At 40.1% G+C, this 11839-nt stretch carries 12 protein-coding genes and 1 tRNA gene; 10 read left to right on the top strand and 3 right to left on the bottom strand.

Annotation, left to right across the window (positions count from 1 at the left end):
- Positions 1–56: 56 nt before the first annotated feature.
- The 6 genes from B6F02_RS02845 (at position 57) to B6F02_RS02820 (ending at position 5313) form a co-directional block, all read left to right on the top strand.
- Positions 57–129: transfer RNA gene (locus B6F02_RS02845), tRNA-Val, on the top strand.
- Positions 130–739: 610 nt separating this feature from the next.
- Positions 740–1906, top strand: a complete 1167-nt coding sequence (locus B6F02_RS02840; protein WP_080145896.1) for an ABC transporter substrate-binding protein — start codon at positions 740–742, stop codon at positions 1904–1906.
- Between the two features lie 84 nt (positions 1907–1990).
- Complete coding sequence (locus tag B6F02_RS02835; RefSeq protein ID WP_080145895.1) at positions 1991–2869, top strand: branched-chain amino acid ABC transporter permease; 879 nt, start codon at positions 1991–1993, stop codon at positions 2867–2869.
- 9 nt (positions 2870–2878) lie between these two features.
- On the top strand, positions 2879–3835 hold the full coding sequence (locus tag B6F02_RS02830; protein ID WP_080145894.1) for a branched-chain amino acid ABC transporter permease: 957 nt from the start codon (positions 2879–2881) through the stop codon (positions 3833–3835).
- Complete coding sequence (locus B6F02_RS02825; RefSeq protein WP_080145893.1) at positions 3832–4608, top strand: ABC transporter ATP-binding protein; 777 nt, start codon at positions 3832–3834, stop codon at positions 4606–4608. Before B6F02_RS02830 ends, B6F02_RS02825 begins: the two co-directional genes overlap by 4 nt.
- Positions 4609–5313 carry an ABC transporter ATP-binding protein gene (locus tag B6F02_RS02820; RefSeq protein WP_080145892.1) on the top strand — a complete coding sequence of 235 codons (705 nt, stop codon included), beginning with the start codon at positions 4609–4611 and terminating at the stop codon, positions 5311–5313.
- 100 nt (positions 5314–5413) lie between these two features.
- On the opposite strand, the gene B6F02_RS02815 is transcribed toward B6F02_RS02820, so the two are convergent.
- The 3 genes from B6F02_RS02815 to B6F02_RS02805 all read right to left on the bottom strand — a co-directional run bounded on the left by B6F02_RS02815 (position 5414) and on the right by B6F02_RS02805 (position 7004).
- Positions 5414–5833, bottom strand: a complete 420-nt coding sequence (locus tag B6F02_RS02815) for a hypothetical protein (RefSeq protein ID WP_080145891.1) — start codon at positions 5831–5833, stop codon at positions 5414–5416.
- A gap of 84 nt (positions 5834–5917) precedes the next feature.
- Positions 5918–6139: a helix-turn-helix domain-containing protein gene (locus B6F02_RS02810; protein WP_080145890.1), complete on the bottom strand. Its 222-nt coding sequence runs from the start codon at positions 6137–6139 to the stop codon at positions 5918–5920.
- Between the two features lie 475 nt (positions 6140–6614).
- Complete coding sequence (locus tag B6F02_RS02805) at positions 6615–7004, bottom strand: GFA family protein (protein WP_080145889.1); 390 nt, start codon at positions 7002–7004, stop codon at positions 6615–6617.
- A 186-nt stretch (positions 7005–7190) separates the two neighbouring features.
- On the opposite strand from B6F02_RS02805, the gene B6F02_RS02800 reads away from it, so the two are divergent.
- The 4 genes from B6F02_RS02800 (at position 7191) to B6F02_RS02785 (ending at position 11761) form a co-directional block, all read left to right on the top strand.
- A complete protein-coding gene (locus B6F02_RS02800; RefSeq protein ID WP_080145888.1) occupies positions 7191–7871 on the top strand; it encodes a response regulator transcription factor in 681 nt (226 codons plus the stop codon).
- Complete coding sequence (locus tag B6F02_RS02795; protein WP_256864627.1) at positions 7849–8874, top strand: sensor histidine kinase; 1026 nt, start codon at positions 7849–7851, stop codon at positions 8872–8874. Before B6F02_RS02800 ends, B6F02_RS02795 begins: the two co-directional genes overlap by 23 nt.
- 111 nt (positions 8875–8985) lie before the next feature.
- Positions 8986–9756, top strand: coding sequence for an ABC transporter ATP-binding protein (locus tag B6F02_RS02790; RefSeq protein ID WP_080145887.1), 771 nt, complete (start codon positions 8986–8988; stop codon positions 9754–9756).
- Entirely contained in the window at positions 9746–11761 is a 2016-nt protein-coding gene (locus tag B6F02_RS02785) for an FtsX-like permease family protein (RefSeq protein ID WP_080145886.1), read from the top strand. Before B6F02_RS02790 ends, B6F02_RS02785 begins: the two co-directional genes overlap by 11 nt.
- The last annotated feature ends 78 nt before the right edge of the window (positions 11762–11839 follow it).

Raw genomic sequence — 11839 nt, 5'->3', positions numbered from 1 at the left:
AAACCTGCAGGGTATTGACAAATCTGTAAAAATCAAGGATAATAGTTTGAGTAATCGGTTCTTTAGCTCAGTTGGGAGAGCACTACCTCGACAAGGTAGGGGTCACTGGTTCGAGCCCAGTAAGGACCATCATATTTTTTATTTCGGATGATCCGCACAGTATCTGTGTGGGTCTTTTTTTATACCCATTTTTAAACGTACCTCAAATTTTTCAGCTAGTGTCTCCCCTTATTTGTCTTCCTTTCTTAAGGTAAAAAGCAGTGAGTGCTATGTCCCTAGTAGATTATACCTAATTATTAAAAATAAATGAATTACGTATTTATAATTATCAAATTTATATTGACTGAAAACTAATCTTATTCTAATATAAATACCATGCTAGAAAAATAAAAAGATAAATGCCGAAGGAAACAGGTTTGAATTGGGGGAGAAAGCAGATGACGACTGAACAATTGACTAGAGGACAAATGGACAGAAAGGTTCAACAAACTCGTCTGCTTACAGATACACTCTTATTGATTATTATTCCGTAGCAAGGATTCTATTCGTCATGATAGAGTCCTATTTCTGTAAAAGAAAAAAGGGGCTCGGAATAAAGCGATCAGCTGCCAGCCCACGACATGAAGTGGACTGGCTATTTTGTTATATGAAGTGTACAGTGACCGTTTTCTGCGTCTTCTCGCATATAGAAAAGAGTATTTGCTTGTTTTTATACGATGATAAAAAAGGAGAAATGATGATGACTAAGAAAAGATGGTTTATGGGGATAACAGCTTCTGCTGCTATGTTGTTGGCAGCGTGTTCGGCAGAGTCCGTTGAGGAAGGATCTTCTGAAGAAACAGATACAATTAATATCGCAGGAATTTTTGAACAGTCAGGTCCAGTAGCAGCTTATGGAACGTCTGAATTGAATGGTGTTCAGCTAGCTGTTGAAGAGATCAATGAAGCTGGCGGTGTTAACGGGAAAGAATTTGAATTAACAGATTACGATACACAATCTGAAGAAACAGAAGCTGCTCAATTAGCTACTCGTGCAGCATCGGAGGGTGCTCATGTTTTAGTAGGTCCAGCTACATCAGGTGCTGCAATGGCCGCCGCTCCTAGTGCAGCAGCAGCAAGTGTACCGCTGGTGTCACCTTCAGCAACCGCTGATCAAGTGACTGTGGGAGAAGATGGAGAAGTAACACCTTATGTATTCCGTACCTCTTTCAAGGATTCTTTCCAAGGAATCGCGTTGGCAAACTTTGCAGATAATGAATTAGGCGCTGAGAAGGCAGTTATTCTTGGAGACAATTCAAGTGACTACGGAGTTGGATTAGCCGAAGCGTTCACTGGAGAATTTGACGGAGAAATCGTTGCTACTGAAAACTTTACAGCTGGAGACACTGACTTCAGTGCTGTACTCACAAGTTTAGCGGATCAAGAATTCGATGTCCTTTTCGTTCCTGGTTATTATGAAGAAGCTGGACTAATCATCAGACAAGCAAGAGAAATGGGAATTGATCAGCCGATACTTGGGCCAGATGGTTTCGGGAACGAACAGTTAGTCGAACTAGCTGGAGCAGAAAATGTAACAGATGTTTATTATTCTGCACACTACACTTCTGAGGGAGATAATCCTAATGTTAGTGAATTCGTATCAGCATTTGAAGAGTCTTACGGATCAGAGCCCGATATGTTTGCTGCTTTAGCTTATGATACAGTCTACTTGGTCGCTGACGCAGTAGAAGGGTTAGATGAAGTTACTCCGGAAGCCATTCGTGATGCGTTGCGTGAAGTAGAAGACTTTGAAGGTGTAACAGGAACATTCTCATTTGATGATTTCCATAATCCAGTCAAGTCAGCAATCGTTGTTGAATTAGAAAATGGAGAAGAAGTGAATTTCACAGAAGTACAACCTGAATAACGTTAAGAACAGAAATAAAAGGGTCGGGTCAGGAACCTTGGACCCTTTTATTTTTTAGCAATGGGTCAAGGAAGGAAGAATACAATGTCCAGTTTTATGCAGCAAGTCATCAATGGTTTATCCTTAGGGAGTATTTATGCGCTGATCGCACTAGGATATACAATGGTTTATGGAATTATAAAATTAATTAATTTTGCGCACGGTGAGATTTTTATGATTGGTGCGTTTGTTGGGTATGCTACCATCCAGTTTTTAAATGTGGGATTAGTCCCAGCTTTGATTGTAGCTATGGCAGCGAGCGCGCTACTAGGGGTCATTATTGAACGAGTGGCATATAGACCGCTGAGAAAATCTTCGAGAATCACAGCGTTGATTACGGCGATCGGGGTCTCTTATCTGATTCAAAACGGAATGATTCAATGGGTCGGTCCAAATGTCCGTCCTTTTCCTCAAGTGCTGTCCAATGTTCGTTATGATTTAGGACTTTTTTCAATCAGCAGCATACAATTGATTATTTTCGGGACAGCAATCGTTTTGATGGTTGCTTTGCAACTGATCGTGCACCGGACAAAAATGGGGAAAGCGATGCGAGCAGTCAGTATGGACCCAGAAGCTGCACAGCTGATGGGAATCAATGTTAACCATGTCATTTCTTTTACCTTTATGCTGGGTTCAGCTTTAGCAGGTGCTGGCGGGGTGCTGGTTGGGTTATTTTACAATACGATTAATCCGATGATGGGTTTTTTACCGGGATTAAAAGCTTTTATCGCAGCTGTTTTAGGCGGGATAGGAATTATCCCTGGAGCAATGCTTGGCGGCGTTTTAATTGGATTGACTGAAACAATGGTTGTAGCCTACGGAGACTCATTACTCAGAGATGCGGTTGTGTTTGTCATTTTGATTCTGATCCTGCTGGTTCGTCCGTCAGGTATCTTAGGTAAAACAACCAAAGAGAAAGTGTAGGAGATGGATATGTCGAAACGAATGAAAACAATCCTCGTTTGGGTTGGTGCTGCAATACTTGGATTTGCTCTGATCCAGATTGCGATTTTAACTGGTTGGATTACGCGTTACTATGAGATGACGTTAATGCTGATTTTGATTAATATTATGTTGGCAGTGGGCTTGAATTTGATTGTAGGGATCTCTGGTCAGCTTTCTTTAGGGCATGCAGGATTTATGGCGATTGGAGCATATACCACAGGGATCGTTACAAAAATGATGCCGAACTTGGGCGGATTTGCTTTAGGGATTTTAGGCGGCGTGGTCTTATCAGGTATTGTGGCTTATATTGTTGGAATACCGACTCTGCGGCTTAAAGGAGATTATCTAGCCATTGCCACTTTAGGTGTTGGAGAAATTATTCGAATTACGATTTTAAACTTAGATATTACAAATGGAGCCCGCGGATTAAGCGGCATTCCTAAACTGGCGACTTGGTATTATGCTTATATTGTGGCGCTGCTGATCATTTTGGTGGCTGCCAATTATGTGAACAGCTCTCCCGGCCGAGCAACAATTTCTGTCAGGGAAGATGAAATTGCAGCAGAGTCTCTAGGTATCAATACTAAAAAATATAAGATGATTGCTTTTATGATCGGGACGATGACCGCTGCTGTAGCAGGATCTTTCCACGCTACTTACTACCAGCTGATTGTGCCGAGTCAATTTGACTTTGTAAGATCCATTGATATTTTGATCATGGTCGTTCTGGGTGGAATGGGCAGCTTGACAGGAAGTATTTTTGCCGCTGTTTTCTTAGGACTGCTGAACCATTTCTTAGCAGATTATGGTGCTTTCAGGGTCATACTATATGCCATTGCATTGATTTTAGTCATGATCTTTAAACCTTCTGGGTTATTTGGAAGAAAAGAAATCAAAGCTTCTAAATTATTCAACTGGAAGAAAAAGGAGGCCTCTCGGTCATGAGTATATTAGCGGTCGAAAAACTGACGAAACAGTTTGGCGGACTAACGGCTGTTTCGGAGATTGATCTAGCGATTCAGAAGAATGAACTGGTTGGACTGATTGGACCTAATGGAGCTGGAAAGACCACTTTCTTTAATCTGTTGACAGGAGTTTATAAGCCGACAGAAGGAAAAATCACAATGAATGTTGATGGAAAATCTGTTTCATTGGTCGGGAAACGAACTGATCAGATTGCAGCTGCCGGTGTTGCAAGAACATTTCAAAATATTCGGTTGTTCAAACAGCTGACAGTGTTGGATAATGTATTGATTGGACTGCATAAGAAGAATAATATCGGTACTATCCGCAGCATTTTAAGGTTTCCTTCTTTCTTTAAAATGGAAGACAGATTAAGAAAGGAAGCACTGGAGCTGCTGGCTATTTTCGACTTGGAAGACAGTGCGGATGTACTGGCTGAAAACCTGCCTTATGGGAAGCAGAGAAGATTGGAAATTGTACGAGCTCTGGCAACAAAACCGGCTCTGCTTTTCTTGGATGAGCCGGCTGCTGGAATGAATCCGCAGGAAAGTGCGGAACTGACTCAATTGATCAAGAAGATTCAAATGGAATTTGATTTGACGGTCATTCTGATTGAACATGATATGTCTGTAGTTATGAATGTGTGCGAAAGAATTTATGTGCTAGAGTACGGGCGTCTGCTTGCTGAAGGAACGCCTGAAGAAATCCGGTCTAATCCAGATGTACTCCGAGCTTATTTAGGGGAGGAACATTAGATGTTAGAAGTAAAAGACCTAACGGTACATTATGGTGCTATCGAAGCGATCCACAACATTTCTTTTTCGGTAAAAGAAGGAGAAATCGTTTCTTTGATCGGAGCTAACGGAGCTGGAAAGACGACAATTTTAAAAACGATTTCCGGTTTGATTCAGCCAACGAATGGACAAGTGAGCTATTATAATAAAGCCATTGAAAAAGAATCAGCGAAACAAGTAGTAAAAGAAGGCATTTCTCATGTTCCGGAAGGCAGACACGTCTTTGGGGGAATGACAGTCTTTGAGAACCTTGAGATGGGGGCCTTTTTACGTAAAGACAAAGAGGGCGTCAAAAGTGACTTGAAACGTATCTACAGTTATTTTCCGATTCTTGAGGAAAGAAAAAAACAAGATGCAGCCACATTATCTGGAGGAGAACAGCAGATGCTGGCAATGGGACGGGCATTGATGTCGCGACCTAAATTATTGCTTCTAGATGAGCCGTCAATGGGATTAGCGCCTATTTATATTCAAAGTATTTTTGATATCATCAAAGAAATCAATAAAGAAGGAACAACTGTCCTGCTGATCGAACAGAATGCAAAAGTTGCGCTGCAGATCGCTGATCGAGGTTATGTCCTGGAGTCTGGAGAAGTTGTACAGACAGGAACAGGTCAAGAACTGCTGGAAAGTGATGCTGTTCAAAAAGCTTATTTGGGTGGTTAGCGAGGTCATAGGTAAGTGTAAGCTTTATAGCAATAGGGGAGACTATATAAACGCAAAAAGCAGAAATCCAATGTAATGGATTTCTGTTTTTTACTGTTGATTACTCATTAGAGGTCGAATGTTCTTCCTCCATGATTTCATTGATTTGGAGCAGACTATCGTTCATATTACGATCTGATACCCGTCGATATTCGTTTCCGTTAGAGTCGCGGAGAATGGTATCGCTCAGACGAGTGTAACGCTCCGAATATCCTTGTGCTTCTACAACATACGTGTCTCCATCCAGAGAAATACTGAGATCTTCATATAGGGTCGATCCGTCTTCCATTCCGTTATCCAGCTGCTCGATGCCTTGTTCAAAATCATTGTAAACCACAATACTGTTACTGCTGAAAGATATCATTGACTGGATCAATTCATTTGTCAGTGTGTAGTTTAGTTCCCAAGAGGACTCTATAATATCATTTGGTCTCAGACCTTGTTCGTTAGACGCTGCATTCTGCCTGTTTTGCAGAAACATATAGAGACTTGTCCCCATCATTAAAATCAGTAGAACAGCTAAAATAATATTAACGATTTTTCTTCTCTCGCTGACTTTAACCTTTTATGTAATCTCTTCTACCATGTTGGAGTCTTCTTTTAAAAGGTCATCCAAGGGTATCTGGTAAAATTCGCTGATCGTTACTAATATATCTAGATCCGGGTAGGTTCTCCCGACTTCCCAGCTTGATATGTTCTGTCTTGATACATGCAGTTTCTCCGCTAACGCTTGTTGAGACAACTTGGCTCCTTGTCTTTTTGCTTTTAATTTCTCCCCAATAGTCATACTTGATTCCGCCTTTCGTTGTATGACTATTGTATCGCAAGGAAATCAGGCAGCCTAGCAATTATTTTTAATAAAGTCTAAAAACCCTGTTGTAACAAGGTGCTACAGTTTGTTGCGGCGGCTTGTCCACGAGAAAGGAACTGAAAATAGAGTCCTACCACATAAATTGTGAATGTTAGAGCATAACCCCTGGGATTCTGATATACTTGCTTTAGAAGCTCGTTCAGTGAACATGGCTATTCAGTATAATGAATAAGGAGATGATGACATTGAAGAAACTGCTTGGACTTTGGCTCGCTTATAAGATCATCGGATTTATTTTATTTATATTGTTTCTGTTGTTTATACTTTCTATTGTTTTTTGATCAGTGCGTTTGTTAAAATTAAACTAATTTATTTAGGTGCAACTTTTTATTCGTATATTCTGGCTTGTTTAATATGTCATATTTATATACGAAAATTTCATTCAATCTTTTTACTGACGTTTTGAAGTAGCGTTCTGAAAAGTATAGTATTCAGGTTTATCTGCATAGTAGATTTCATCGTTGAACGTCGCTTGTTCGATCAGTTCTGGAAATAGTTCTGGATTAAAAGAAGTCCGCTGACTTTCTTGGTTACGGAAAAAGAGAACCGTTCCGCAGTTGCTGCAGAATCCTCGTTCTGCAAATTCTGAAGAAGCATAGACTTTTACAAACTCTGATTTCGTAAAGGTATAGGCTTCTTTTTCAACTTTTTGTGTATAAAACATAGGTCCAGCTGTTTGAGTCCGGCACATTCCGCAGTGGCAGGCAGTGACATGAGCGTTAGTACAATTGATTTCTAAAGTTGTTTTCTGGCATAAACAGTGACCAGTTAAGTGGATCATTTTGATTCCTCCAATAGTTTTGTAGATAAGTATAGTATAGATGAAACATGCAGGACATCAAAATACGTTTACGGAATAACTTGAAGAGACTACGTTTATTAAAATCAGCTAGAGGTAAGGTGCAGAAGCGGTTCTTGTGATACTATTAGTGTGAGAAGAGAAGAAAGTTGTTAAAGGAGCAGTCGTATGTTTTCAATCATGATCGTCGAAGATGATGAAACCATTGCACAAACATTAAAAAGCGAAGCTGAACAATGGGGATACCAGGCTTTTATAGCAGAGGATTTCAATCGAATTGCAGAAATTGCTGCAGAAAAAAACCCGCAGCTGATTTTGATGGATATCCAGCTGCCGAGTTTTAACGGTTATTACTGGTGCCAGGAAATTCGGAAATTTTCAGAAGTACCGATGATCTTTATCTCTTCCAGAACAGATAATATGGATATCGTGATGGCCATCCAGATGGGAGCCGATGACTATATTCAAAAGCCGTTCAATCTATCAGTCGTCATGGCAAAAATTCAGGCGATGCTGAGACGGACGTATGATTTTAAAGACAGCGGAGATCTGCTCATTGTAGAAGATGTTTTGCTGAAGTCATCTACTTCCAGTCTGGTCTATCAAGAAGAGCAAGCGGATCTGACAAAGACAGAGTTGAAGATTATGGAGATTTTGTTTCAGTATAAAGGAACCTATGTATCGAAAGAGACACTCATGACTCGTTTATGGGAAGATGAAGCGTTTATTGATGAAAATACCCTTGCAGTCAATATAACAAGGTTGAGAAAAAAACTGAGAATCATTGGAAAAGATCCCTTTATTTTAACAAAAAAAGGAGTAGGCTATGCCGTTGGAAAATCAGAGTAAACCGCCGTTGTCATTGAAGATTCAACTGATTTCTTTTATCAAAAAGTTGTGGCCGCAATGGGTTCTGCTGGTACTCTTGGATGGAATGTTCGGCGTGCTGCTCTTTCTTTCCCGTACCTCGATGTCTCTGTACTGGTACGGTGTTCAACTATCGGTCTTCTTCTTTCTGATACTGGCTGGTGTGCAGTGGATTCGCTTTAAGAAGAACCTGCAGGATATAGAAAAGAGAGCCTTCGTAAGCCGGGATACCTATGAACCGAGCGGTAATCTGACAGAACAGCTTCATCAAAATCAATATCTGAATCTGGAAAAAGAATTTCAGCAGTATAAACAAAAAGAGTCAGAAAAAAATAAAGAACAAATGGATTATTTTTCTCTCTGGCTCCATCAAATCAAGACACCGATATCTGCCATCAGTCTGCTTCTGCAAAAAAATAAAGACCTGTCCGGCCAGAAGCAGATGGAACAGGAACTGTTAAGGCTGAATGACTATACACATATGGCGCTGAATTATCTGAAACTGGAAGACAGCGGTAAAGATCTTGACTTGGAGTGGATTTCTTTAGATGAGGTCATTAAAGAAACGGTAAAAAAATATTCGATCTTGTTTATTTATAATGGGTTGCAGCTGGATTATGAGCCGGTAAACAAGAAAGTGCTGACGGACCGAAAATGGCTGCAGGTGTTGATTGAGCAGATCTTATCAAATAGCCTGAAATATACGAAGACGGGGAAAATCAGAATTTACGTACAAAAAGCGAATACGTTAGTGATTGAAGATACCGGCGCGGGCATTCGACAAGAAGATCTGCCTAAGATTTTTGAAAAAGGATATACAGGACTGAATGGTCGTCTGCATGAAAAATCAACAGGGTTGGGGCTGTTTTTGTCCAAGAAGATCTGTCAGCGTTTGGGGCATCGGCTGCAAATCGAGTCCGAACTAGGCCGAGGAACGAAAGTTTATTTAGACCTCAAGCAACCAGATTTCGATGTATTCGATTAAGCCGAGAAGGAATCTTACAATTTTGTAAGGTTCCTTTTCTATTTGTAAGGTTGAGTAAATGCTGGAGTACCTTTAAGGCGGTATGATGGGTTCATACAAGGAGTGATTAAAATGACATTCATGCAAGTAGCAAATGTAAAAAAAGTCTATACACAACGATTAGGAACAAAAGGAACAGAAGCACTGAAAGATGTAAACTTTTCAGTCGACAAAGGAGAATTCGTCGCAATCATGGGAGAGTCAGGGTCAGGTAAAACGACCTTGTTGAATATTTTGTCTACCTTGGATCATGCGACGGAAGGAGAAGTTTATCTGGATGGAACCCCCTTATCTTCTATTAAGGATCGTTCAATTTCCCGTTTTCGCAGAGAACAGTTGGGATTTGTATTTCAAGACTTCAATTTGCTGGATAACTTTAGCTTAAAAGATAATATCTTGTTGCCGCTTGTTTTAGCCAGAACAAACATTACAGAAATGGAAAAAAGATTGACACCGTTAAGTGAAACGTTAGGTATCGCACACTTGCTCGATCATTACCCTTATGAAGTGTCGGGAGGCCAGAAACAGCGGGCAGCCGTTGCCAGAGCTTTGATTACAAAACCGAAAATTTTACTAGCAGATGAACCGACGGGTGCGCTGGATTCCAAATCTTCTCAAAATTTGCTGGAGCAGTTTGAAGCGATCCATCAATCCGGTCAGACTATTTTGATGGTTACACATAGTGCTCAGGCAGCCAGCTATTCCAGCAGAGTGCTGTTCATTAGAGATGGCCGTGTCTATCACGAGATTTACCGAGGAGATCAAACGAAGTCTGCTTATCTGGAAAAAATCACACAAGCATTGCTGGTAACATCTAATCGAGGTGAGTCCGATGAATCTTAGTTTTATTTCCAAACTAGCCTGGCGGAATATTCGATCTAATCGACAATTATACATTCCGTATGTTGTTTCTGCTGCATTGACCGTTGCCATGTTTATGATGATGGCTTCGCTGTTAGATAACCAGTTTATTCAAGAACGAGCTGCAACATTACCTGTTCTATTTGGGTTAGGAACGATTGTAATAGGTATATTTTCGCTGATTTTTATCTTTTACATCAACAGTTTTCTGATGAAACGACGTAAAAAGGAATTGGGTCTCTATAATATTTTAGGATTAGAGAAAAAACATGTAAATGCTATTTTAGGGACGGAAACCTTCTTAGCAGGTGGTTCTAGTATTCTGATGGGAATTTTAATAGGTACATTGTTTGGAGAACTCAGCTTTTTGTTTCTAAATTACCTGCTCAATTTTCCGGAACCGCTGGAATATGTCCATAACTGGACCGCGGTCTTTATGACAATTGGGCTCTTTGCAGGGATTTTCATACTGACGACCGTGTATAACATGGTTCAAGTTACTTTTGCCAATCCCATCAAGTTGTTGAAAGGCAGTAAAGAAGGAGAAAAAGAGCCTAAAGGTTCTTGGTTGTTATTTATACTGGGTTTAGCTTCATTGTTTGCCGGCTATTTTATCTCTTTAACAATTCAAGATCCAATTACAGCACTCAGTCAGTTTTTCATTGCTGTTCTGCTCGTTATCATCGGAACTTATCTGCTGTTTACAGTAGGATCGACCGTAGTACTGAAAGCTTTGAAAAAGAATAAATCATTTTACTATCGCCCAGGTCCTTTCATTTCTGTTTCAGGAATGTTGTATCGAATGAAGCAGCATGCAGTTGGATTAGCTAATATAACAATCTTATCTGTCATGGTCATTATCGCTGTTTCTTCAACAGTTACGTTATTTGTAGGATCTGAACAAACATTAGACAATCGGTTTCCAGCAGAGAATAATATTTCTTTTGCGACACCGCCCGAAATGACGGGAGCAGAATTAAAGGCTGAAACTGAAATAGATTTTGATGAAGTTACAGCATATTCAGAAGAAAACGGCTGGAATATTGAAAACAGTCGATCCTTTCAATATATCAATTTTTTTGGAGAATTCCGAAATCAGACATTTATACCCAAAAAGACTTCTTTCAAGCTGGAAGGAATGGTCATGATGATTCCGCTTGAGGAGTTTAACAAAATCAATAACAGCCGGTATCAATTGAAAGCTAATGAGCTCTTGTATTATACTCAAAATACTGACTTTTCTGATCAGACGTTGACAATTGGGGAAGAAGACTATCAAGTCAATCCGCTTGAAGATGTACCTGAGATGTTGGAGGCAAGAATTCAACTTGTCGATTTTTCCATCGTTGTATTGCCGACTATGCAAGACATCGAACAAGCACGTATTTATTATAATCAACTCGCCGAAGAGAATAGTTCTGAAGAAGAGGGATATGCAGTGAATGCATGGTCAGCCGACTACTACTGGGATCTTGCGGATACTACTCCTGAAGAAAACCTTCAATACGCTGCTGAAATGAGTGATTTGAATGAAACCTCCGAAGCGGAAGCTTATACGCTTTATCAGTCAAAAGAAGTGAGTCGCCAGGAATGGTATAGTCTGAATGGAGGATTTTTATTCTTAGGTATTTTCTTAGGTGGATTATTTACTTTGGGCGCATTGCTGATCACTTACTTTAAACAAATCTCAGAAGGATTTGATGATCGGGATAGAATCCAAATCATGCAGAAAGTCGGTCTGGACCGGGAAACTACAAGAAAAGCAACCCATTCGCAAATCGTCTGGATGTTCACTCTGCCAATTTTAACAGCTGGATTGCACACTGCTTTCGCCTATCCGATTATTCATAAAATGCTGATATTATTTGGCACAACCAGCCATCAAACATTGATAATATGTACAGTAGGAGTCGTCGCAGCCTTTGCGCTGATTTACTACATCATTTACCGTGTCACTTCCAGAGTGTACTTGAATATTGTCGAGTAAAGAATAAATACCAAACTAAATCCATAAAAAGGTATAAGCTCTCTAAAACAGAGGGCTTATGCCTTTTATTATGCAGTC

The sequence above is a fragment of the Marinilactibacillus piezotolerans genome, assembly GCF_900169305.1.
In the GTDB taxonomy this organism is placed as follows: Bacteria; Bacillota; Bacilli; order Lactobacillales; family Carnobacteriaceae_A; genus Marinilactibacillus; species Marinilactibacillus piezotolerans_A.
This window is presented reverse-complemented; position numbering and strand designations above follow the sequence as displayed.

Coding starts and splice junctions, on each gene's coding strand:
- B6F02_RS02840 (WP_080145896.1), top strand. CDS start 740: ATGACTAAGAAAAGATGGTTTATGGGGATAACAGCTTCTGCTGCTATG.
- B6F02_RS02810 (WP_080145890.1), bottom strand. CDS start 6,139: ATGACTATTGGGGAGAAATTAAAAGCAAAAAGACAAGGAGCCAAGTTG.
- B6F02_RS02835 (WP_080145895.1), top strand. CDS start 1,991: ATGTCCAGTTTTATGCAGCAAGTCATCAATGGTTTATCCTTAGGGAGT.
- B6F02_RS02830 (WP_080145894.1), top strand. CDS start 2,879: ATGTCGAAACGAATGAAAACAATCCTCGTTTGGGTTGGTGCTGCAATA.
- B6F02_RS02820 (WP_080145892.1), top strand. CDS start 4,609: ATGTTAGAAGTAAAAGACCTAACGGTACATTATGGTGCTATCGAAGCG.
- B6F02_RS02800 (WP_080145888.1), top strand. CDS start 7,191: ATGTTTTCAATCATGATCGTCGAAGATGATGAAACCATTGCACAAACA.
- B6F02_RS02825 (WP_080145893.1), top strand. CDS start 3,832: ATGAGTATATTAGCGGTCGAAAAACTGACGAAACAGTTTGGCGGACTA.
- B6F02_RS02815 (WP_080145891.1), bottom strand. CDS start 5,833: ATGTTTCTGCAAAACAGGCAGAATGCAGCGTCTAACGAACAAGGTCTG.
- B6F02_RS02790 (WP_080145887.1), top strand. CDS start 8,986: ATGACATTCATGCAAGTAGCAAATGTAAAAAAAGTCTATACACAACGA.
- B6F02_RS02805 (WP_080145889.1), bottom strand. CDS start 7,004: ATGATCCACTTAACTGGTCACTGTTTATGCCAGAAAACAACTTTAGAA.
- B6F02_RS02795 (WP_256864627.1), top strand. CDS start 7,849: ATGCCGTTGGAAAATCAGAGTAAACCGCCGTTGTCATTGAAGATTCAA.
- B6F02_RS02785 (WP_080145886.1), top strand. CDS start 9,746: ATGAATCTTAGTTTTATTTCCAAACTAGCCTGGCGGAATATTCGATCT.